This is a genomic window from Glutamicibacter sp. MNS18 (assembly GCF_026107515.2).
GTDB lineage: Bacteria > Actinomycetota > Actinomycetes > Actinomycetales > Micrococcaceae > Glutamicibacter.
This window is the reverse complement of record NZ_JAPCHW010000003.1, coordinates 177,933-200,388: the sequence shown is the minus strand read 5'-3', so window position 1 is coordinate 200,388 and position 22,456 is coordinate 177,933. Positions and strand designations below refer to the sequence as shown.

Genomic DNA, 22,456 nt, shown 5'->3' with positions numbered 1-22,456 from the left:
CCGGGACCGGGATCGATATCCCGGTCCCGGCCCGTGTCGCATGGAACCGTCAGCTACCAGCCGGCTGGTCCGCTTCCGGCACCCAGGGCACCAGGCCGTCCTTGATCGCACCGTACGCATCCACCGTTTCGGTGCTGCGTTCCAGCGATTGTTCGGCCTGTTCCTCAGGCACGCACTCCCCCGGTTCGGCCACCTGGCACCAACGCACCGGATTCTCGGAGAGGAAGTGCGGCACCCAGGCCAATTCGCTGACCTGCCAGGATTCGTCTTCCTCCTGGGTGAAGGTCGCCTTGACGCTGATTCCCTCCCGGTTCAGGATCGTCGGGGTGGCATGTTTGGCCACGGAATTACCCAGCCCGTAGACGATCCAGGTGCCTCGGCGGTTCTCAATGGGTAGCACCGAATGCGTATGGTGCATGTAGATGAAATCAAAAGCCTTTGAATCAGCCAGCTCACGGCCCAGCTTCCGCTGCGCATCGGTGGGCCGGCTGGTGTATTCGGCCCCGTCGTGGACGGCAGCCACCACGATATCCGCGCCTGCTTCCCGGGCCTTTTCGGCGCGCTCAACCAGGGACTGGGCCGAGATGTCGGTATCCACCCGCCATTCGGTATCCGCGCTGAGCCCGTTGAGTGAATAGGTCGAGGCGATGACCGCCAGCTTCACCCCGTCCACGTCCATGATCGGCGGGTTTTGCGCTTCCTGAAGGCTGCGGTAGGAGCCGGTGGCGAACATCCCGGCCGCCTCCAGGGTATCCAAAGTGCGGATAACCCCTTCGGTGCCGTCATCAACGGTGTGGTTGGTTGCGGTGGTGCACCCGTCATAGCCGATGTTGGCCAGGTCACCGACGATCTGGGCCGGTACCGTGAACATCGGGTAGCCGCGATATGGTGGTTCGCCAATCGGGGTTTCCAGGTTGCACAACGCGACATCGGCGTCCTGGATGTAGGGTTCCAGGCCTGCCAGCAGATCGGAGAAGTCGTACTCCCCGTCTTCCTGCTCGGCTTCGGCGAGCAGGGTTGGGTGCAGCAATACATCGCCCGTGACCGCAAGGGACAGGCTCGCCGGCTCCGCAGTCTCCTCGAGGGGAGGGGCCGGTGACGGGCTGGCCGAGCTGGTCGCGGGTGAGGGACTGGCAGTGACCTCGGCAGGGGGCGTTGCACTGCAGCCTGCCAGTAGGGCCGCCATGGCAGCCAAACCTAGAACGTGAAGCTTCATTCTTCTAGCCTACGCAATACGAGCCCGCGTAAATACCGCATATTGCCGGTGCGGTGTGGCAACCTTTGAGTATGGTCAACCCCCTCTTGCAACGCAGCGAACTTCCCTTCCAATGGCCTGACTTCTCCAAGCTTGGCGCTGAGGATTACCTTCACGCAGTCAAGGTCGGAGTGGCGGTACAGAACGAGGAAATCCAGGTGATCCTCGACAATGCCGAGACTGCCGGTTTCGAAAATACCTTCCTGGTCCTCGAACGCAGCGGCCAGGTGCTTCGCCGCGCCTTGATGACCTACTTCACGGTGCTCTCCGCACACGGCACCGAATCCATGTTGGCGGTCCAGTCCGAAATCAGCGGCCTGTACACCCGCCAGGAAGATGAGATCCAGCTCAACTCGCAGCTCTTCGTGCGGCTGAAGAAGGTGGATCTCTCGGTACTCGACGGTGAGGATCTGCGCCTTGCCACCGAGACCCTGAAGCGTTTCGAGCTGGCCGGTGCCACGCTGGATGAAGCCCGCAAATCCGAGCTCAAGGAACTGAACGCCCGGATCTCGGAGCTGTCCACCCGATTCTCCACCGCGGCATTGGAGTCGCTGAACGCCCATGCCGTGCATTTCGCTTCGCCCGAGGAGCTGGCAGGACTGGACCAGTCAGCGATCCAGGCCGCCGCGACCGCGGCACTCGAGGCGGGCCACGAAGGGGGCTACCTGCTCACCTTGGTTTCCCCCACCCAGCAGCCGGTCATGGCCGAACTTAAGCTTTCGGCCTCCCGCCGGAAGGTGTTCGAATCCTCGATGACCCGTGGGCTGGATGATGACACCACCGTGTCGTTGGCCCGGGACATGGCCCAGCTGCGTGCCCAACGTGCGGCGTTGCTGGGTTTCGCCACCCACGCCGATGCGGTGCTGGCCGAATCCACTGCCCCGGACACCCGGGCGGTGGCCACGCGGTTGGCCGAATTGACCGCCGCGGCAACCGCCAACGCGCAACGCGAGGCGGCCGCCCTGGCCGAGTTGGCGGGAGTCGAGCGGATCGATCCCTGGGATTGGTCGTTCTACTCGCAGGCAGTGCTGCGTGAACGCTACGAACTGGACTCGGTGGCCCTGCGCCCGTATTTCGAGCTGGAACGTGTGTTGCATGACGGGGTCTTCGCCACCGCGACCAAGCTCTACGGCATCAGCTTTGCCGAGCGCACCGATCTCCCCCTGTACCACCCGGATGTGCGTGTCTGGAACGTTATCGATGCCGACGGTAGCGCCCTGGGCCTGTTCACCGGCGACTTCTTCGCCCGGGAGACCAAGAAGGGCGGAGCCTGGATGACCTCGTTGCGGGACGCGGCGTCCGATCTGGGCGAGTTGCCTGTGGTGACCAATACCCTGAACATCGGTAAACCGGCTGCGGGTCAGCCGGCCCTGTTGACACTGGATGAAACGCACACGCTGTTCCACGAGTTCGGCCACGCCTTGCACGGGCTGTTCTCCAACGGCAAGTACGCTTCGCTGTCGGGCACCTCGGTACCGCGTGACTTCGTGGAGTTCCCATCCCAGGTCAACGAGATGTGGGTGATGCATCCCGAGGTGGTGGCCAGCTACGCCATCCACCACGAAACCGGCGAGGTGCTACCACCGGAAACCATCAAGCGGATCCGCGATGCCCAACTGTGGGGTGAAGGGTTCGCCACCACCGAGTACCTGGCCGCCAGCGTCCTGGACTGGGCGTGGCATACCCTGGAACCGGGCCAGCAGGTGTCCGATCCCCTGGCCTTTGAACGGGAATCACTGGTTAATGCCGGTTTCGACCCCGACTTGATTCCTCCGAGGTACCGCACCGCCTACTTCCAGCATATTTTCGCCAACGGCTATTCGGCCGGTTACTACTCCTACATCTGGTCCGAGGTGCTGGACGCGGACACGGTGCAGTGGTTCGAGGAAAACGGCGGGTTGCTACGCGAGAATGGGCAGAGGTTCCGCACCGAATTGCTCAGCCGCGGCAATACCCGTGAACCCCTGGAATCCTACGAACATTTCCGTGGCCGTGCGGCAGAGGTCGAACCGCTGCTGCGCCGTCGAGGCTTGGTGAACGCATAACCATGACAACAATCGCTTCAGCCCAGGACGCACTGACCCACTGGCACCAGGCCCTGGCGGTGGCCACCAGTGGCAAGATCTTCACCACCCACGGGTGCACCTGGGTCTGGCAGCCGGTGCGCAAGCGCCTGCTGCTGCTCTTCCCGGAAAACCCGGAACCGGCGGGCCTGCGCCCGGCGCTGGCCGAGGGCCGCCGGTTAGGCGCCCGGCGCGTGGAGGCCTGGATTAATTCGGGTGTTTCCTCCGAGCACCTGGTGGGAGCGGGCTTCACCGATAACGCCCAGGTGTCCTGGCATGCGGGCTTGCTGGCCATTCCCCATGAACAATGGAAAGGCAAGATCCGCCTGGGTCCCAATGTGCCCGAAGCCACCGGCCCCGATGCCCGGGAGCTGGAAGTCATCAACTTGTGGCGCAACCAGGAGACCGGCCTGCGTTCCGGGCATCCGGCACTGCGCCGGATCGAACATGCTGTGGCCCGCACGGAGGAGAACGAGATCGTCGGTCGCGGCTTCGTGCAGCAGGGACTGACGGGGCAGTTGATGGTCCACTCGTTGGCGGTCTCACCGAGCCACCGCCGCCAGGGGGTGGGAACGGCCTTGCTGCACGGTTTGTCCCGTTCCATGATCAATCCGCTGAACCCGCTGGATGACACCGAACCTCAGGAGCTGTTGGCCGCGGCCACTCCACGCAGCGCCGAGTTCTTTACCGCCAACGGCCTGCGGCTACTGGGCCGTGGTCGACATCTGGTACTGCGTTCCTGGATCTAGGAGGGAAGGGTCCCGGGGTCTCCGATCGGTAAGGCCAAAGCCGTGGGAAGCAAACACGTCAGGGCCACATCGGTGGCGCTATCCCGGAAAGCCCACCTCGTAGACCAGACGTGCGAACGGGCCGGTTTGCGCGGCGTGGACCAGTTGCAGCTGGTCCGCGCCGATATTCCGGGGCAGCACGGGTGCTCCCCCACGCAGCGTGGCCGGCGCGATGGTCAGCGCCAGCCTATCCAGGGCCCGGGCGTCAATGAACTGACCCACCAGTTCGCCTCCTCCCAAAACCCAGATATCGCCGTCGCCTGCCGCTTCCCGGATCCCCGGAAGTGCGTCGGCAACCGCGCCGGAAACAAGCCGCACATCGGCTCCCCGAGGGATAGGCAGATCGCGGGAGGTGAAGACGAAGGTGGGTTTGTTGCCGTACAGCTCCTGCCATCGCTGCGGTTGATCCAACAGGTCCTCGTGCTCCAGGACCCATAGATACGTGTTGGCGCCTTCGACGTGCACTGCGGCGTGAGAGGGAAACAGGGAAGGATCAGGTTCCCCGGCCCCTGGAACCTCGAAGAGCCACTGAAGCGAGTGCTGTTCGTTAGCCAGGAACCCGTTGAGGGTACACGCTGCATCGAAAATAATCTGTCCCATGGGCGCAACACTACAAAGACTACGGGAACCGGACAAGGTCACCTGTCGCGTTAATGCGGTTGGACCGCAGTGCACAGCTACGAGGGCCGGACACACCGGTATAACAACGGCCATATTTTTGAGGTGGTCCACTATTGGCGTAGTGCTTCCAGCGGTACACTAGTTTCACTACAAACGTAGTTGCCCAGGAGATGCACCATGCACACCGTCGCGAAGAGCAAACCGACCATGCCCGAGGTGGCCGGAGCTGAACATACCTACGTCGAACTCTCGGATGGCCGCATGCATGTGGCCAGCATGGGTCAAGGTGACCCGGTGTTACTGTTGTCCGGCTTCGCCCAGACCTGGTGGGAATGGCGCGAGCTGATGCCCGCCTTGGCCAAGGCGGGCTTTCGTGCCCTGGCCATCGACCTACGCGGCGAAGGCTGGAGCGATCTGCCGCATCAGGCGCTGACGCGTACCCGTCGTGCCGCGGACGTTCTTGAACTTTTCGATGCCCTCGACGTGCCGTCGGTCCATCTGGTGAGCCACGATATGGGTTCGATTTCCGCATTCCAACTCGGCCTGGAACACCCTGCCCGCGTCCGGAGGCAGGTCCTGCTTGCCGTGCCGCCACCGCAAATGCGCTTCAGCCTGGAGATGCTGCCGGGCATGCGGCATCTGTGGCATCAGGAGGTACTGTCCATTCCCTGGCTGAGTCCGGCCCTGTTGCGCTCGGGTCCGCTGCCGCAGTGGTTGCTATCGCATTTTGCGGCCCGCCCCTGGGACAGCGACGTCTTCGACTTCTACCAGGAACTGCTGCGGGATCCGGAGCTTTCCAGAGCGGCTGCCCCGCTCTGCGGGAGGATGGTATTGCCTGAACTGGCGAGAATCACCCGAGGCGCCTACCGGCAGCAGAGGTTCCAGACACCGACCCTTTTCTGTTTCGGCACCCGGGATCTGGGTTTCCCTCCCCGGGTCACCAGGAAGGTATTCGCCGACACCCGTCCGTATGGGAACGAAGTTCGTTTGGCCCTGATTGACGGAGTGGGCCACTACATCATGGATGAGGACCCGCAGGCGAGCACCCGAGTGATTATGGATTTCCTGCTCGAGGCCTGAACGAAGCGGCCCCGTGGAATCCGGGAGATCCCTGATTCCACGGGGCCGTGAGGCTAAAAGCCAATCAACCGCACTCCGCCAGGCGGTGCAGATCCGTCAGTTCATCGACGTTGATGCCGTGGCCCAAGAATGAAGCTTTGCATGATCCCCCGAGACGACACATCGCATTGCCTCGTAGTACATACTGCAAGTGAAAAACAGGGGCGCAAGGTCGACCTATGGCGGCATACCGCCTTCCTTGAGGTTGCGACAACCAATAGAACTCGCCACTGCCCCTGAAGGCCCATAGCCATTCAATGAGTGACCAGCACGCGCTGTCCACCACTCAACGCCTGGACTTCCGAACACCGTGGACACATGACCACCGCAGCTGAACCCCCGACCCGGACACGGCGCTCCTCGGACCTGAGCAAGCACTCGGCCGAGGTCTTCGCAGAGGCCGAGAACCACCCTGTCACGGTGACCCGCCGCGACGGCGAGTCCCTGGTCCTCATGTCCCAGCGCGAGGCCGATGCCCGCGCTGAGCTGCTGAGCATCGCAGGCACGCTCATCACCGTGACGCTCGAGGACGACCCCCTGACCGGGCGCATGGCCAGCCGCTACCCCTGGATGTACGCGCTGAACGCCCAGGACCGCGAGCAGTGCGCCCGGGACCTCATCGACGCCGCACGGGCATCTTTCTCCACTCAGCAGCCGCACCTGGCGATCACCAAGCTCACCAGCTGGCGCGAGACCGCCACGGCGATCGCCGCCGGCCTGGGCTCACAGCCGGTCGAATGGCTCGACGAGGACACCGACGACGTGGTCGTCGAGCACCCCTGAGCTGCCCAAGGAGACCGTCGTCCCGCGACCAGCGAAGAAGTCGGAGTACGTGCTGAAGCACGCCACGAGGCAGGCCGAGAAAGGCTGACGCGATCTCGTGGCGACGATCAGGAACCCCATGAGCGAGACCTGGGACTTCCTGACCCGCACGCCCCTGCAGACCACCGCGACCAATTACCCGCTGGAGGGATCCCTGGCAGTCATCACTCGCGGCGGCCAGACCTTCCAGCGGTGGCAGCACAAGCCCACGCCCAAGGGCAGCGCCAGGGTGTGGTTCTACGTCGACGGCGGCACCGTCTACCTGGAGCAGGTCCACACAGCGCACCCCAACGAGACGAGGTAGCCGGGCATGGGAACCTTCACGCCGCGGGTGATGCGGTTCCTCTCGGATCAGTTGACGGATACGCCTCTGCGCGAGATCGACGCGCTGCTCGAGGACCGGGGCGTCGCCCTCGGTCCGGAGCAGCTTCGCGAGAACGACGAGAGCGTCCGACGCGAGCGGATGCGGCGCTACCTCGCGACGCTCGACCTGGGCGACCTTGCAGATGCGCAGCGGCTGGCCGCGGTGCTCGGCGACGTGCTGCAGAAGATCACCCAGGACTCCACCACCGGCTGGGGCAACGACGACGGCCTGCGGGACAGGTGGCTCTGGATCCTGCGCGAGGACGGCTTCGACGTCGACGAGTCCACCGGCACGGTGCGCTTGGGCCGGACCGGGGTAGGCGCGCAGTTGACCGAGCGCGCGCTTAACGCCCTTCCCGACCCGCAGTCCATCCACGACCACCTGCGCAGGCTCGGCGACAGCGTCGATACCGACCCGCGGCTCGCCGTGAGCACCGCCAAGGCGCTGATCGAATCGACTGCCAAGTGCGTGCTCACCGCCCGCGGGCAGACCTACAGCCGTGGCGCGAAGGTTCCAGCCCTGGTCAACGCCGCCCAGGAGACGCTCGGCCTTGCACCCAAGTCGGTCAGCGACGAGGACCGCGCCCTCCGCCAGGCCTTGCAGTCGCTGTTCACACCCACCCAGAGCGTGACCGAGCTCAGGAACAGCGTCGGCATCGACCACGGGGCCGAGGAAGTCCCGAAATGGGTGCGACCACGGCACGCCCGCCTGGTCGTCGGGGCGGCACAGGTCTGGTGCCAGCTCATGCTCGAGACGCTCGCCGATCCCGACGCGCCCTGGCGTCGTTCCGAGTCCTAGCGCCGAACGTATGGAGAACGCCAGATCTGATCGCCACGGACTCAGCGACCGAGACCTCGCACCGTCCAATATCCAGGGCGACCGCGATCGGTATACGTTGACGTAGAGCAGCTCGAGGCAGCACCACGATTGAGGTCGGTGTGCGGGCGACCGGTCAAACTAGCGTTTTCGCTGGCAGACGGGGCAAAAGTGGCTCGATCGGTTCATGAAGTTCTTCCGCTCGATCGACGTCCCGCAGCGCCTACAAGGGTGCCCAGCAAGCGCACATATAGCTCGAAAGAGACCTCCCGAACCGGACTTGCCGTCCACGTTGAAACGTAGCGTATCGGAGCATTAGTTTGCTGGTCGAGCGAATCAAGTAATCCAATTAACGCCACTTCCATCATGCATGAATTCGCTAGTTGCAGCGCCCCTGCCCTGATTCACAGACTGCCGAACTGCGGAAAACAGGGACTGTCCGTGGCCCCACTGCGCGGTGAGATTGACTCCAACTCGAAGTATGAACGCAGGCCCAGACTGCGGACGGCCTGAGGGGCGCTCATGCGGATACTCATCGCGAACCACCGATTCGATCATGTGGTCAGTATGAAAAGCAAAGGCCCCACACCACCGCGCGAACGGTGATGTGGGGCCAAATCAGCTTTTGAAATTGTGTTTACCAGCCGCGCTCCGCCAGACGGTGCGGCTCCGGCAGTTCATCGACGTTGATGCCGACCATAGCTTCGCCCAGGCCGCGGGAGATCTTGGCCAGCTCGTCCGGGTTATCGAAGAAGGTGGTGGCCTTCACGATGGCCTCGGCACGCTGGACCGGATTACCCGATTTGAAGATGCCCGAGCCGACGAAGACGCCATCGGCACCCAGCTGCATCATCATGGCGGCATCGGCCGGAGTGGCGATACCACCGGCGGTGAACAGCACCACCGGAAGCTTGCCGGTGGCGGCGATTTCCTTGACCAGCTCGTACGGGGCCTGCAGTTCCTTGGCCGCCACGTACAGTTCGTCTTCCGGCAGCGCACGCAGCTTGGCGATCTGGGTGCGGATCTTGCGCATGTGACCGGTGGCGTTGGAGACATCCCCGGTGCCGGCTTCGCCCTTGGAGCGGATCATGGCCGCGCCCTCGTTGATACGGCGCAGCGCCTCACCCAGGTTGGTGGCACCGCAGACGAAGGGCACGGTAAACGGCCACTTGTCGATGTGGTTCTCGTAGTCGGCCGGGGTGAGCACCTCGGATTCGTCGATGTAGTCGACGCCCAGGGACTGCAGGATCTGGGCTTCGACGAAGTGGCCGATGCGGGCCTTGGCCATCACCGGAATCGACACCTCGTTGATGATGCCGTCGATCATGTCGGGGTCGCTCATGCGCGAGACGCCACCCTGGGCGCGGATATCGGCTGGAACACGCTCCAGGGCCATGACGGCCACCGCTCCGGCATCCTCGGCGATACGGGCCTGCTCGGGGGTGACCACATCCATGATCACACCTCCCTTGAGCATTTCCGCCATGCCGCGCTTCACACGATCGGAACCAAACTGTGGAGCTTTTTCTGGGGTCGACATCTGGGTTGTTCCTTTCCAACACAAACTAAAGGTCTTGGTTACGCCAGTAATCGTAGAACGGCGCGTAACAAAAGCGTCGGGTATTGCGTCACAAAGGCCGACCCGTGGACTTATCTCCTGATATTCTCATGTGACGTAACAATCCGCGGAGCGCAAAATGCCTTGTCAAAGGAAATTCGTGGATTCGTCGCGAAACTATCAGAATGCTTGCTGGCGCGCAACCAAAATCCTGGAATCCCGCCGTGAAGCTAGCGCGGAGGTAGCTCCCCTTGGCACTCCACCGACCCGCTCTCGGCACCCCAGGCGAAGGTGGTCGAGACCCATCGGTCATGCCGGGATTGGACTCCCTTTTGTTGGCATGGATTCAGGTCATGAAGACCTGGCCGTCGTTTATTCGCTCACTATGTGGGATAAATCCGAAGGTCCGGGATATGGCCACGTCCAGGCACTCCCCCTGGAGGAACAACCCGACTGTCCGCGGCGAGGGTCCGGTTGCCCGTTAACCTGAAAGGTGATCCACGACTGCGCCGCACAAGGTACATGCCCATTCCCGTCGGCGCACTCGGCGTCCCACTGTGCCAGTCCACCAGCCCACCGGCGGGGACATGGGGCAAAGGCGCCGGGTTCTTCGATGGGCTCACCGGTGGCCACCGGGGCGGTGGAAGTCGGACTGAATGCGGGCTGCGCGGCACGCTGCGGATGCCAGCCAATCAGTGGCGGACCAAGAGCGAATACTCAGGGTCCAAGACCGTTGCCCCGCTTGCTGAAGCCAATCATTGTCCTTCCGCTCGATGCGCACAGTGTCCAGGCTTTCTCCTTCCGTCCGGACAAAGAGGAATTGAATGAGAATGTCATCGATTTCACTTGTCGTTTTTGATCTACCCATCGTTTATCAAGTGCATGGTTCAGCGATGACGGTGCTCAGACGCCGCGAGCCAAGTGGCGCAGTCCATTGAGCAGGATCGAAACATGGATCTGGAAACTTTCCGCCAGGTCGCGGTCCAGACGGTATCCACCGCGTAACTCGAGGTCTATGAAACCGTGCAGGTGTGCCCGGACCGAGCGGAGAAGGTCCGTTTCATTTCCCTGGAGGGAATCCAGCTCCTGCAACGGCTCTGCCAGGAAATGCAGGACCCGGTCACCGGCCTGTCGCCAGGATTCATCCGCGGGAGCCTCGGGATCCGGGGCGGCTTGTGCCGCCGCATAAAGGCCGGGGAATTCCAGCGCGAAACCGCGAAATGCGACTGCAATGGCCACCAACCGGGCTTCCCAGTCGCCAGTGCCGGGCATGGCCCGTTCCAAGGTGTCAGCGAGTAGTCGCAAGCTGAGGATCGATACACCACGTTTGAGCGAAGCCAGGGAATTGATGTGCTTGTACAGGCTCGGGGTGGCCACCCCTGCCCGCTTGGCTACCTGTGCCAGTGACAGCCTGGCATGGCCTTCCACACCTTGCTCCTGGACCAGTTCGGCCGCAATTTCCACCACCCGTTGCGGGTTGAGCCCGGCCCTAGCCACGGGAATCCTCACGGGAGAGGAAGTCCACAATCAACTCGGCCAGGCGGCCGGGATGCTGGTGTTGCGGGTAGTGTCCGCTGTCCGGCATGACCACGGTGCTGGCATCCAGCAGGCGCCGGGCCAGCTGCATCTCGGAGTCCAGATCCTTGAAGTCCGGGTCCCGCTGCCCGTAGATGGCCAGCGTGGGGGCAGCGGCCTTGGCCGCCCAATCGGCGACCTGCCGGTGATCGAGTTGCAGGCACAGCTGGCGGAAGGAACGCAGCCGGTGGGGATCCGACAGGCTGGTGCGAATCAGTTGCAGGTGCGTCTCAAGTCCTGGTGCCGCAGCCCCCTTGTTCAGCGATCGATAGTAGCCACTCCAGCATGCCGCGCCCCAGGGGCGGGAGAAGAGCAGGCGATAGGCCATATGCAACAGGTACCTGCTGGGGTTCCCGCCTGGTTCGCGCAGGAACCCGTTGACCATGACGGCCGCTGCGATCCGATGCGGATCCATTCCCGCCGCGACAACGGCCGCCGAGCCCGCCATCGAGTTGCCCAGCAGGATCACCCGGTCCTTGCCCAGGTGTTTGGCCAGGGCCAGGAAGTCCTCGGCCGTGGCAAGGTCCCCGTGGTCGTTGAAAGTCGTGTCGCTCTGGCCATGGCCCCGCAGGTCCATGGCCGCGACCTGGTAGCCGGCTGCAACCAAGGCCGGGATGATCGCATCCCAGGTTTGACGCAGGTCCCCCATGCCGGGAAGTGCGATAATCAGTGGCCCGGCGCCCTGGACGGTGTAGGCCAGCCGCCCCTCGGGGCGTGGCAGCCACTGTGTGGTGAGGTCGTGGTGTGTTTCCATACGTTAAAGCTAATGCCATTAGCTTTATTTCGCAAGAGAAATCCGCGGCCGATTAAACGGCTGTCGGGCCCACTCTGGTCGGCGAAAGCCGAAGAGGGTGGGCCCGAGAGTCCAGCAAGCAGTTCCTAGGCCTCATCCCAGGCGTCGGCGATCAATTGTCGTACTTCGTCCAGGGTGGCGCTGATGGCCTTGGTCCCGGCGATGATCGGGAAGAAGTTTCCGTCCCCGCCCCAGCGCGGCACCACATGCTGGTGCAGGTGCGCGGCGATCCCGGCACCCCCGGCCAGCCCCTGGTTCATACCCAGGTTGAAGCCCTTGGCATTGGAGACCTTGCGCAGAACCCGCATCCCCTGTTGCGCCAAGGCGCCCATTTCCGCGGTTTCCTCCACGCTGATGTCATCGTAGTTCGGCACGTGGCGGTAAGGGCAAATCAACAGGTGCCCCGGATTGTAGGGATACAAGTTCAAAAGCACATAACTGGTCGTGCCACGATGGACGATCAGCGACTGTTCGTCGCTGCGCCCGGGACCGGCGCAGAACGGGCAGTCGTCCTTGTCCTTGAACTGGTGCTGCCCGCCCTGCACATAGGCCATCCGATAGGGAGTCCACAGGCGTTGGAACGAATCCGGAACCCCGGCGAGTTCAAAGTCGTCGGTGATCTCCCGATCGTTCGTGTAGTCCATCCCGGTGGACCCCCCTTTTCGGTAACTGGCTAGTTGCTGTTGTCGCGGCTCTTGATCGCGGTCACGATCCGGGCCACGGCCTCGTCAACCGGCACCTGGTTATCCTGGCTGCCATCACGGAAACGGAAGGACACGGCCCCGGCCTCGGCATCCTCGCCACCGGCGATGAGCGTGAACGGCACCTTCTCCTTGGATGCGTTGCGGATCTTCTTCGGGAAACGGTCCGAGGAGTCATCCAGCTCCACACGCACGCCTTCGGCCTTCAGCTTGGCCACGATCTCGGCCAGGTAGTCGTTGAAGGCCTCGGCCACCGGGATGGCGCGAACCTGCACCGGTGCGAGCCAGGCCGGGAATGCCCCGGCGTAGTGCTCGGTCAGCACACCCAGGAAGCGTTCGATCGAGCCGAACTTCGCCGCGTGGATCATGACCGGCTCCTGCCGCGAACCGTCGGCGGCCTGGTACTCCAGGCCGAAGCGGGCCGGCTGGTTGAAGTCGTACTGCACGGTGCCCATCTGCCAGGTGCGCCCGATGGCGTCCTTGGCCTGGACCGAGATCTTCGGACCATAGTAGGCCGCACCGCCCGGGTCCGGGACCAGGTCCACGCCGGTGGCGGTGGCCACGCGCTCCAGGACCTCGGTGGCCTCGGCCCACTGCTCCTCGGAGCCGATGAACTTGTCGCTGTCATCGCGGGTGGACAGTTCCAGGTAGAAGTCCTCCATGCCGAAGTCGCGCAGTAGCGAGAGCATGAAGTTCAGCAGGTGCTCGACCTCGGCCGGGGCCTGCTCCTTGGTGACATAGGAGTGCGAGTCGTCCTGGGCGAACCCGCGCACGCGGGTCAGCCCGTGCACCACGCCGGACTTCTCGTAGCGGTAGACGTGCCCGAACTCGAACAGGCGCAACGGCAGCTCACGGTAGGAACGGCCGCGGCCGCGGAAGATCAGGTTGTGCATCGGGCAGTTCATGGCCTTCAGCCGGTATTCCTGGCCCTGGCGGGTGATATTGCCGTGTTCGTCGCGCTCCTCATCGATATGCAGGGGCGGGAACATGGTGTCCGCGTAGTACGGCAGGTGCCCGGAGGTATGGAACAACCCGTCCTTGGAGATGTGCGGGGTGCCCACGTACTGGAACCCCTCCTCGATATGACGGTCGCGGACGTAGTCCTCCATCTCCCGCTTGATGATGCCACCCTTGGGGTGGAACACCGGCAGGCCGGATCCCAGCTCGTCGGGGAAGGAGAACAGGTCCAGTTCGGCGCCCAGCTTGCGGTGGTCGCGGCGCTCGGCCTCGGCCAGGCGCTCCTGGTAGGCCTTCAGGTCTTCCTTGGACGGCCAGGCGGTGCCGTAGATGCGCTGCAGCTGCTTGTTCTTCTCGCTGCCCAGCCAGTAGGCGGCCGCCGAGCGGGTCAGCGCAAAGGCGTTCTTGATCAGCTTGGTGTTCGGCAGGTGCGGGCCGCGGCACAGGTCCTTCCACACGGCCTCGCCGCTCTTGCGATCCACGTTGTCGTAGATGGTGGTTTCCCCGGCACCCACTTCCACGCTGACGCCTTCTCCGGAGGTGTCATCCGAATCGGCCTTGGCCAGCAGTTCGCACTTGTACGGCTCGTCGGCCATTTCGGCCTTGGCCTCGGCAGGGGTGACGGCGCGGCGGGTGAACAGCTGGTTCTGGTTGACGATCTTCAGCATCATCTTTTCCAGCTGCTTCAGGTCCTCCGGGGTGAAGGGCTCGTCCACGTCGAAGTCGAAGTAGAAACCATCGGTGATGTACGGGCCGATGCCCAGCTTGGCATCCGGGCGCAGCTGTTGCACGGCCTGGGCCATGACGTGGGCCGTTGAGTGACGCAGGACCTCCAACCCTTCCGGATCGCTGATGGTCACGCGGGTGACGGTGGTGCCTGCTTCGAGTTCGCGGGCCAGGTCGCGCAGTTCGCCGTCGACGTGCATCACAATGACGTCTTTCTGGTCGGCGTAGTACTGCAAACCGGAGGTTCCCGCGTCCACCTGTACCTGCTCGCCATCAATGGTGAGAGTCAGCTGCTCGCTCATGAGTTCGGGTTCTACCTTTCGTAACGAAAATGGCTTCATAGCTTGCGGCATACCTTGGCCACAGCCAGCCAACCCCCAGTTTAGTTCAGCGGCACCGTTCGCGCTGTGCTCACGTCGGGTTTTGTGTCGAATCAGCTTCCTCATGTGACTCGTTCAACAGGGATTCGGCCGAGAGCAATCCGAAGTAGTGCCATAGTTCGCGCTCACCGGCCGGCTGCGCGCTGGGGATCCGCCCCTTGTCCAGGTCCTCGCGGAAGGCCGGGATGACTTCTCCCAGCCTGCGCAGCAGCTCATGGGCCTCGTCCTCGGTGAGCATCAGGTTGCTGTTCGACAGCTGCGCCTTGGCCGGCTTGCCGGCATCGGGCCCGTAGAGCCGCTGGGCGTGTCGCAGGGCGGCTTCGAGGCGGCGTTTCTCGTCATGGGCCACCTGGTTCAGGTAGGCGTTCATGGCACTGGCCGGCCCCTGGTCGGATCGTGCGGTCGGCTCGCCGGTGGTGAACCCCTCCCCGGTAGGGCGCCACACCCGGTCGCGCTTGTCCCGCGCAAGCTCCGGGGCCTCGCCGATCATCCCGGCCTTGGCCAGCTCGCGCAGGTGGAAGCTGACCTTGTTGGCCGCGACATCCAAGGCCTGGGCCAGATCCGCCGCACGGGCCGACCCCAGGGCCGTGAGCGTATCGAAGATCCTGCGCCGCAAGGGGTTGGCCAGTGCCCTGAGCATCGGGGTGGTCAGCGTGATATCGGCTTCTTTCGGGCTCATGGTCCCAGCATAGCAATCCCCCAAATATTATTGCGCAAATTCTATTGCGCAAGTTTAGTTGCGGGTCTACTCTTGAACCATGACCTCGTCCCCAGCTCCCGTCCTGCCCCACGCGGACAGCAGCGCCCAGGTGCTGCAGCTGCCCGCCCTGCGCCACCAGCGCGACTACCGCAATTGGTGGTGCGCCGATACCTCGGCATTGCTGGCCGGCTCGATCTACAGTTTCGCGATCCCACTGTTGCTGCTGGCCTTGACCGGTTCCCCGGCCCAGGCCGGCCTGCTGGCCGCGGTAGGTAGTACTGCCCGCATCGGGCTGACGCTTTCCGGCGGTTCCTTGGCCGACCGGACCAACCGATCCCGGCTGATGGTGCTGGGCGGGACGCTGGGAGCGGTACTGACCGGCACCCTGGCCCTGATTTCCTGGATCGGAACCCTGGGCGCGGCCGTATTGTGCATCGGGCACGTGCTGCTGGAGCTGCGCGGCGGCTTGTTCTCCAGCGCCACCGATGCCGCCCTGAAGGATGTTGTGCATTCGAAGCAGCTGGGACGGGCCATGGCCGCGAACCAGGGCCGCGATGCGGTGCTCAGCCTGGGCGGCGCACCCCTGGGTGGTCTGCTGCTGGGATTGGGGGCCGCGCCCACCCTGGCCTTCGTCGCCGTGTTCCAGCTGCTATCTGCCATCTTCGGCCGCACGCTGGCCCCGGCCATGGCCCGGGCCGAGCGCACCGCGGCCGCCGATCCGCAGCACCAGCCCAGCGCGCAGGGGATCCTCTCGGGGCTTCGCTGGTGTTTCTCCCGCCCGCAATTGCGCATGATCCTCTGGGTCATGGTGGCCGTCAACCTGGGCGTCAACGGTGCGGTGACCACCCTGGTTTACGGTTTGCGCTACCGCGGCGAGAGTACCTTCAGCATCGGTTTGGTCAGCGCCTGTATGGGCGTCGGTCTGCTGCTCGGTTCGTTGGCGGCCACCTGGCTGATCGATCGGGTAGCCACCGGGATCCTGGCCTGCCTGGGCCTGAGCACCCTCAGCCTGTCCATGTTGCTGCTGGCCGTCAACGGCGAGCTCTGGTGGCTGGGGTTGATACTGGCTGCCGCGTTCGCCAGTGTTCCGGCCCTGAACGCCGCGGTGGGCGGGTATTTCATGGCCATTGTGCCGCGGGATATGGTCGGACGTGCCAACTCGGTAATGATGTTCATGGCCATGGTGGCCATGCCGGTGGGGCTGGTTGTCGCCGGTATCGGCGTGGAACTGGCCGGGATGGCCCCGACCCTGGTGTTCTTCGCCCTCCTCTCCACCCTGGCGACCCTGGCCGGGTGGACCAGTCGGCAAATCCGTTCCATTCCCGGCCCTGCACTGTGGAGCGAATCGACGGCGGCTCCCGCCGCCACGGCGAGCGCGGGCCGCAATTCCGCCCGAGGTCCTGCCAGCGGCTGGGATACCGGCCAACTGCGTGAACGCCGGCTTGAACCGCAGGGCCAGTGGATCTATCTGTAGGTGGATCTGGATGCAGATCCACCCAGTGTCCTTGTGGGTGCTTGCGCCGAGGTCGATAATGAGCTCACAGGCGGTCAAGGGATCAGGAGGTGCCATCATGGGGGACGCCTTGGAGCATGCGTTGGCCGTGCGGAAGCGTGAGGCAATCCTGCGGGAACTGGTTCACGGTTTGGATGCCTTGTCCGATGAGCAGCTGGTCTCGATTGACGACCCGGTGGGGTTGGGCAAGTCGATGGCCGGGTTGCTGGTCGCGGCTACGGGTTCCTTTGGCCAACTGGTTGGTCCGATGTACCACGCCCAGGCGCTGGAGTCGCTGTGGTCCATATCCCGTCAGGAGCTGGGCAAGCAGGTCACGGCTGGCCAGGTGCTGGCCTTGCAGGTCGGGGACGAATACCTGTTCCCGGTATTCCAGTTCAAGGGCCGGACGGTCCGCGAAGAGGTACTCGCCGTGGTCCGGGTGCTGCGTACCGCGGTCGACCCGTTCACCATTGCCCAGTGGTTGTGCACCCCGCAACAGGATGATCCCTCCGGTCGGACACCCCTGCAGCGTTTGAACGACGGGGAGTATGGCCAGGTCCTGGCCGAGGCTGAACGTGCCACTACCAGGTGGTCGGCCTAGCACCGGTGGTTCCGTTTGCCGCTTCCTTGGCCGGGGCGGGCATCACCGGGCGGTTTCCCTCTTCCACTGGGCATGACAGTTACCTAGGGTGGAGATATGAGCAAACCAGCCCCGCCGACCATCAGCGCGATTACCCTCGGTGTGCGTGATGTGGGCGTTTCCCTGAAGTTCTACACCGAGGGCATGGGTTTCGAACTGGTCCAGCCGGCCCACCCGCAGATCGCTTTTGTCCGGGCCGGGCATGGGCTGATGCTGGCCTTGTGGAATGTGGAGCAGATGCCCCAGGAGTACGGCGAGGTCGGGCATTCGCATCTCGCTCCGCCCATTTCCCTGGGACACAATGTCCGTGATGATTCCGAGGTGGAGGTGCATTACCGGCGGGCGTTGGAAGCCGGTGCCGTATCCGTCACTCCCCCGACGAAGCAACCGTGGGGTGGGATGAGCGCCTGTGTGGCCGACCCGGACGGGTTCCGCTGGGATTTCGTGCACAACCCGACGTTCGTGATCGAGGCCGATGGCCGGGTCAGCTCGGTCTGACTTCCCTTCTCCATCCCAGTTAGGGTGCGGTGAGGTGCCCAGCGGCAACGGCAATCTCCATGCGGTGGTTCGAATTCGCAGGTCCTTGGTAGCTGTCCCCTGCATGGTCCTTGGTTGCGCGACATGAAACCGGTGGCCACTGGCCTGTTTCGTCCCGTTGCCCTGGGGTTGGGCACAATAGTCTTCTTTCCATCCATTGGCTAAATCCTAGGTAGGCGCACCATGACCGTACGATTCAGCGGGCTCCCTGTGCTCGCCCTGCTCATGGTAGGGCTCAGTTCATGTTCCGCATCCGGGGTTGATGCCACGGGTACGGGCAGTGCCGGGGTGCTCGAGCTCGCCGTGGCCGAGACGTGCGCGGACGGGTCGGCACCGGAGTGCGTCCCGGTCAACGGTGAGCATCTGGTGTTGCCACCTAGCTTCGAACAGGCCGGCGTCAGGGATGCCACAGTTGCTGAAGGACAGGGAACAGCAACGATTGAAGTGATATTTACCGAGGATGGTGGGCGAATCCTGCAGGATCTGTCCTCCCAGGCCGTAGAATCTGGGGATTCGTCGCGTCTGGCGATCAAGGTCGGTGACGAAATCCGGGCATCGGTCGTGGTCATGGATGTCATCAAGGAAAACCGTGTCCAAATGTCCTTCGGTTCGGAGGAAAGCGCCCAGGAGATCCTCGAACTCATCCACGATGGCTAAGCGTGGGCTTCACCGCCCCCTGCAGTGAGCACCGGGCGTTGATGTTTCTCAGGCACCTCGTTGGTCCAGCCCTTCGGCCTCCATGCGTTGGGCCAGTTGTCCCACGGTTTCGGTGATCGCCTCGGCCTTGCGCATCCCCCGGGCCCGGGGCCGTAGCGGATCGTCCAGGTAACCTGAGGCTGGCCAGGTTTCGGGTTGGTGCAGGTCCCAGGCGTTCAACGCCTGCAGGGAGATCCCCCGCGGGCCGGTGCGTCGGGTGGTGCCGTGGATCAGCAGCATCCGGGTACTGAAAAGCAACGGCCCGGTCCGTTGCTGCACATCATCGAAGAAGGTCGCATCAATACAGCCGGTGCCGTCATCCACCGAGATGAACACCACGCGCTTGCCGCCACGCATGGGCGGGGTCTGGGTGGCGATACGTACCCCGGCAACCAGCACTTCACTGCCGTTACGCAGGTTCAGCAGCTGGACCGCACGGGTCATCGGCAGATGCCGTAATGCCTGGTTGTAGGACTCGATCAGGTGCTCGCTCACGTCCAGGTGCATCAGATCCAACTCGGTGCGTACCTTCTGGCTGGGAGTCAGTTCGGTGCCGCTGGCCTTGATGGTCTCCAGGTTCCCCAGGGGCAAGGCCAGCTGGCCGGGACCGGGACGGTATTTGGCCGGCAGGCTGGCATGGGCCATGGACTGGGTATGGGCGATGGTATCCGCGCGGGTGGTGCCGGAGAGCAACGAATCGAAGACCCCCAACGCGGCCAGGTTCTGGTAGGTGCGTCGCGAGAGTCCCGCGCGGTGGCGCACATCGGCCAACGAATCATAGGGTTGCCCGGCGACCAGCCGTTGCACCTCCCGTTCGCTCATCTGGTGGATATCACGGAAGGCCAGCCGCACCCCGTATTGTCCCGGACGCACGGTGCCGGCAGCGCGCGGGACCACGGGGGCCTGGCGGGCACTGGGTTCGAAAATACGTTCGACCCGGTAATGGCCGGTGGAACGGTTCACATCCAGCGGCAGGATCGGGATGTTCATCCGCCGCGCCTCGGAGACCAGCAACCGTTTGGGGTACATGCCCGGGTCGTGCTCCCAGATCCCGGCCAGGAAGGCTTCGGGATGGTGGGCCTTCAGCCAGGCCGAATGGTAGGTGGGCACGGCAAACGCCGCCCCGTGGGCCTTGCAGAAGCCGAAGGAGCCGAACCCGGCCAGCACCTGCCAGACCTTGTCGATGACCTCCTGGCCGTATCCCTTTCCGGTGGCTTTGGTACGGAATATGGATTCCACCTCCGGTTCGCGGCGCGGGTTACCCAGGTGCCGCCGGTACACATCGGCCATGCCCAGCCCGCAACCGGTCATCACATCCAGGATCCGCAGCACCTGCTCATGGAAAACGGTCACCCCATGGGTTTCGGCGAGCGCGGGCACCAGATCCGGGTGCAGGTATTGGGCCGGGGCGAAACCGTGGCGGTGCTCCAGATAGGGTTTGACCATATTGGACTGCATGGGCCCTGGCCTGAACAGCGAGATATCGATGATCAGGTCGTTGAATTCGGCGGGGGCGAGTTTGCCGATCAGTTCGCGTTGGCCCGGGGATTCGATCTGGAAGCAGCCCAGGGTGTGGGTGGAGCGGATCAGTTCAAAGGTGATCTGGTCATCCAGCGGCACCTTGGTGAAGTCGATATGCCCGTCCTGTTCGATGTAGCTATCATCCCGGTGCCCGCCGGCCCGGGCCACGGCCTGTTTGTTCGGGTGGAGGCGCTTGATTTCCTCCAGGGTGTAGGCGATGGCCGATTGCATACGCACCCCGAGCACATCGAGCTTGATCAGGCCCATCAGGTCCATATCGTGCTTGTCGAATTGGCTCATCTGCAGCCCGATGCCGGAGGGCTGGACCGGGGTGCGATCCAGCAAGCTGGCGTCGGAGAGGATCACCCCGCAGGGGTGCATGGAGATGTGCCGTGGCAGCCGGTCCAGCCGTTCGGTGACATCCACCAGCTGATCCAGCTGGATATTGCCGTTGATGCGTCCGGCCAGCAGCGCCAACTCGGGCTTTTCGCCCAGTGCCTCACGGAAGGATGAGGCGGGAAACCGCCAGAGCTGCTTGGCGATCTCGTCCACCTGCTCCTGTTCGATCCCCAGTGCCGCCCCGGCATCACGCACCGCACCCCGGGCACGGTAGGCGTTTTGCATGCTCATCAGGCTCACGCGTTCGCTGCCGAAGGTGTCGAAGATCTTGTGGTAGATCTCGTGCCTGCGCGCCGATTCCACGTCGATATCAATATCGGGCAGGGTGGTGCGGGTATCGGAGAGGAACCGCTCGAAGACCAGATCGTGTTCCAGCGGATTGACGTGGCTGATTCCCAGCAGGAAGTTCACCAACGAGGAGGCCCCGGAGCCGCGGGCGGAGACCCGCACCCCCATCTCGGTGATCAGCCGGACGGTCTCCGCCACGGTGAGGAAGTAGCCGGCGAAGTCCAGTCCTTCGATGATTCCCAGTTCCCGTTGGAGCTGGGTGTGAACCTGGTCCATATCGGCGTGGGGCAGTAACCGGGGTACCGCATCCTGGACCCGCTGGGCCAGTTGGTGCTGGGCGCTACCGCGGATGCCGATAATACGGTGCTCGGGGATCACCGGCTGTTTCCATCCCAGATCGGCGTACGGGTCAAGTACCGCCCAGCTGGCAAGCTGCTCGGTGGCGCGCAGCAGCCCGATCCCCCAGCCGCGTTCGGTCACCCGTCCGATATCCCCGGCTAGTCGATGCATGTCCCCTGGGGACTTGAGCCACCCCTGGCCGGTGGGTTGCAGTTCGGCGAGCGCGTCGAGGCTATGCAGTACCCGGGCCGAATCCAGGATGTCGGCGGTGACCGCCCCGTCCGGTCCGGCATAGCGCACGGCGTTGCTCAGGACGGCCTCGATCCGCAGTTCGTGGGCCAGGCGCAGGAACTTGCTGGCGTGCCCCAGGCAATACCGGGAACCTTCGGCGGAAAGATGGGTGGTGATTTCCACACGGAGCATCCGCCCGGCCAGCTTCCGCCAGTGCAGCAGCTGTTCCCGGGCCTTACCGTAGTTGCGGGCCTCGATGGAGCGCCCCACCTCGGATTCGGGCCCCACCAGCAGCATCAGCTGGCCGCCAGCCAAGTGCTTGCGCAGTTGCGGGTAGCTTAGCCCCACGGCCTTGCGCTGGCTATGGGCCGCGCTGACCGCCCGGCAGAGTGCGGCATACCCGGAGCCTTGGGCATGCCCGCGGGCCAACAGGATGATCCGCCCGAGATTGCCCCCGTTCCGGTCCAGCACCATCAGGTTGACCCCGAGGATCGGCGCCAGCCCTTCCTTTATGCAGGCCCCCACATGCTTGACCGCCCCATACAGCCCGTCACGGTCACTGAGCCCCACTGCGCTGGCACCGTCGGCCTTCGCCCGGGCGGCAAGCTGCTCCGGGGTATCAACCCCATAGTGGGCACTGTATGCCGAGCTGACGTTCAGGTGGGTGAAACTCATGGCTGCCAAATCCTTCGAAACTTTCCAGAACACCATTAGAACAAAGTTTCGAAGATTAAGCATGCGGACTACTCAGGCACTCAACGGGAGCTCATGGTGCACCCTGATCAGCCTCCAGCGGGTGGATTGCGGATCGAAGCTGACATCGATGGTGCGCCCCTCACTACGCGCCACCCCCGGCGCGATCTGCAATCGCCAGATCTCATAGTCAACCAGGCCGGCCCCGGCGCCGCGGGGAACCCGCAACCCCTCGTTCCACCATCTGCGGCGCTCGAACCAGCGGTGGGGCTCGGCAACCAGGCGGTACTCGCGTCCCTTCCACTGCACGCGCAACGGCACCCCGGCAGGGGTGCAGGTGACCTCAATCCCCTCGGTGAACGTGCCCACATTCGACTCCTAA

General features: G+C 63.9%; 21 protein-coding genes. 10 read left to right on the top strand and 11 right to left on the bottom strand.

The annotated features are described in order from the left end of the window. Positions 1-49: 49 nt before the first annotated feature. Positions 50-1,216, bottom strand: a complete 1,167-nt coding sequence (locus OK351_RS04485) for a CapA family protein (RefSeq protein WP_265156198.1) — start codon at positions 1,214-1,216, stop codon at positions 50-52. Positions 1,217-1,287: 71 nt separating this feature from the next. Between OK351_RS04485 and OK351_RS04480 the strand changes: the two genes are divergently transcribed. Both OK351_RS04480 and OK351_RS04475 read left to right on the top strand, forming a co-directional pair. Beyond that, entirely contained in the window at positions 1,288-3,300 is a 2,013-nt protein-coding gene (locus OK351_RS04480; RefSeq protein WP_265156196.1) for a M3 family metallopeptidase, read from the top strand. A gap of 2 nt (positions 3,301-3,302) precedes the next feature. Continuing rightward, the gene (locus tag OK351_RS04475; protein ID WP_265156194.1) at positions 3,303-4,067 is read left to right on the top strand and encodes a GNAT family N-acetyltransferase; all 765 of its coding nucleotides are present in this window, start codon (positions 3,303-3,305) and stop codon (positions 4,065-4,067) included. Positions 4,068-4,145: 78 nt separating this feature from the next. Here OK351_RS04475 and OK351_RS04470 read toward each other — a convergent pair whose 3' ends face one another. Next, the gene (locus OK351_RS04470; protein ID WP_265156192.1) at positions 4,146-4,706 is read right to left on the bottom strand and encodes a dihydrofolate reductase family protein; all 561 of its coding nucleotides are present in this window, start codon (positions 4,704-4,706) and stop codon (positions 4,146-4,148) included. Positions 4,707-4,904: 198 nt separating this feature from the next. On the opposite strand from OK351_RS04470, the gene OK351_RS04465 reads away from it, so the two are divergent. The 4 genes from OK351_RS04465 (at position 4,905) to OK351_RS04450 (ending at position 7,830) form a co-directional block, all read left to right on the top strand. After that, complete coding sequence (locus OK351_RS04465) at positions 4,905-5,807, top strand: alpha/beta fold hydrolase (RefSeq protein WP_265156190.1); 903 nt, start codon at positions 4,905-4,907, stop codon at positions 5,805-5,807. 357 nt (positions 5,808-6,164) lie between these two features. Continuing rightward, positions 6,165-6,629, top strand: coding sequence for a prevent-host-death protein (locus tag OK351_RS04460; RefSeq protein WP_265156188.1), 465 nt, complete (start codon positions 6,165-6,167; stop codon positions 6,627-6,629). Between the two features lie 118 nt (positions 6,630-6,747). Continuing rightward, positions 6,748-6,972: a hypothetical protein gene (locus OK351_RS04455; protein ID WP_265156186.1), complete on the top strand. Its 225-nt coding sequence runs from the start codon at positions 6,748-6,750 to the stop codon at positions 6,970-6,972. Positions 6,973-6,978: 6 nt separating this feature from the next. Beyond that, positions 6,979-7,830: an abortive infection family protein gene (locus OK351_RS04450; RefSeq protein WP_265156184.1), complete on the top strand. Its 852-nt coding sequence runs from the start codon at positions 6,979-6,981 to the stop codon at positions 7,828-7,830. Between the two features lie 159 nt (positions 7,831-7,989). Here OK351_RS04450 and OK351_RS17930 read toward each other — a convergent pair whose 3' ends face one another. The 7 genes from OK351_RS17930 to OK351_RS04415 all read right to left on the bottom strand — a co-directional run bounded on the left by OK351_RS17930 (position 7,990) and on the right by OK351_RS04415 (position 15,217). Continuing rightward, positions 7,990-8,139, bottom strand: coding sequence for a zinc finger domain-containing protein (locus tag OK351_RS17930; RefSeq protein WP_371931376.1), 150 nt, complete (start codon positions 8,137-8,139; stop codon positions 7,990-7,992). Positions 8,140-8,485: 346 nt separating this feature from the next. Beyond that, complete coding sequence (gene pdxS, locus OK351_RS04440) at positions 8,486-9,388, bottom strand: pyridoxal 5'-phosphate synthase lyase subunit PdxS (RefSeq protein WP_265156181.1); 903 nt, start codon at positions 9,386-9,388, stop codon at positions 8,486-8,488. Between the two features lie 921 nt (positions 9,389-10,309). Continuing rightward, positions 10,310-10,903 carry a TetR/AcrR family transcriptional regulator gene (locus OK351_RS04435; RefSeq protein ID WP_265156179.1) on the bottom strand — a complete coding sequence of 198 codons (594 nt, stop codon included), beginning with the start codon at positions 10,901-10,903 and terminating at the stop codon, positions 10,310-10,312. Beyond that, positions 10,896-11,735 carry an alpha/beta fold hydrolase gene (locus OK351_RS04430; protein WP_265156177.1) on the bottom strand — a complete coding sequence of 280 codons (840 nt, stop codon included), beginning with the start codon at positions 11,733-11,735 and terminating at the stop codon, positions 10,896-10,898. The genes OK351_RS04435 and OK351_RS04430 overlap by 8 nt, the downstream gene beginning before the upstream one ends. Before the next feature lie 125 nt (positions 11,736-11,860). Further along, positions 11,861-12,418 (bottom strand): HIT family protein, encoded by a 558-nt coding sequence (locus OK351_RS04425; RefSeq protein WP_265156175.1) that lies wholly within the window; start codon positions 12,416-12,418, stop codon positions 11,861-11,863. Positions 12,419-12,447: 29 nt separating this feature from the next. After that, positions 12,448-14,460 (bottom strand): threonine--tRNA ligase, encoded by a 2,013-nt coding sequence (gene thrS, locus OK351_RS04420; protein WP_265156173.1) that lies wholly within the window; start codon positions 14,458-14,460, stop codon positions 12,448-12,450. 109 nt (positions 14,461-14,569) lie between these two features. After that, a complete protein-coding gene (locus OK351_RS04415; RefSeq protein ID WP_265156171.1) occupies positions 14,570-15,217 on the bottom strand; it encodes an ArsR/SmtB family transcription factor in 648 nt (215 codons plus the stop codon). A 79-nt stretch (positions 15,218-15,296) separates the two neighbouring features. Between OK351_RS04415 and OK351_RS04410 the strand changes: the two genes are divergently transcribed. The 4 genes from OK351_RS04410 to OK351_RS04395 all read left to right on the top strand — a co-directional run bounded on the left by OK351_RS04410 (position 15,297) and on the right by OK351_RS04395 (position 18,564). Continuing rightward, complete coding sequence (locus OK351_RS04410) at positions 15,297-16,712, top strand: MFS transporter (RefSeq protein ID WP_265156169.1); 1,416 nt, start codon at positions 15,297-15,299, stop codon at positions 16,710-16,712. Positions 16,713-16,770: 58 nt separating this feature from the next. After that, positions 16,771-17,331, top strand: a complete 561-nt coding sequence (locus OK351_RS04405; RefSeq protein ID WP_265156167.1) for a hypothetical protein — start codon at positions 16,771-16,773, stop codon at positions 17,329-17,331. Between the two features lie 96 nt (positions 17,332-17,427). Further along, positions 17,428-17,868, top strand: coding sequence for a VOC family protein (locus OK351_RS04400; protein WP_265156165.1), 441 nt, complete (start codon positions 17,428-17,430; stop codon positions 17,866-17,868). A 222-nt stretch (positions 17,869-18,090) separates the two neighbouring features. Further along, positions 18,091-18,564, top strand: a complete 474-nt coding sequence (locus OK351_RS04395; RefSeq protein WP_265156163.1) for a hypothetical protein — start codon at positions 18,091-18,093, stop codon at positions 18,562-18,564. A gap of 48 nt (positions 18,565-18,612) precedes the next feature. Here the strand turns inward: OK351_RS04395 and OK351_RS04390 are convergent, their stop codons facing one another. Next, positions 18,613-22,056: a DNA polymerase III subunit alpha gene (locus OK351_RS04390; protein ID WP_265156161.1), complete on the bottom strand. Its 3,444-nt coding sequence runs from the start codon at positions 22,054-22,056 to the stop codon at positions 18,613-18,615. Between the two features lie 72 nt (positions 22,057-22,128). Beyond that, positions 22,129-22,443: a DUF6504 family protein gene (locus OK351_RS04385; RefSeq protein WP_265156159.1), complete on the bottom strand. Its 315-nt coding sequence runs from the start codon at positions 22,441-22,443 to the stop codon at positions 22,129-22,131. Positions 22,444-22,456 lie beyond the last annotated feature (13 nt).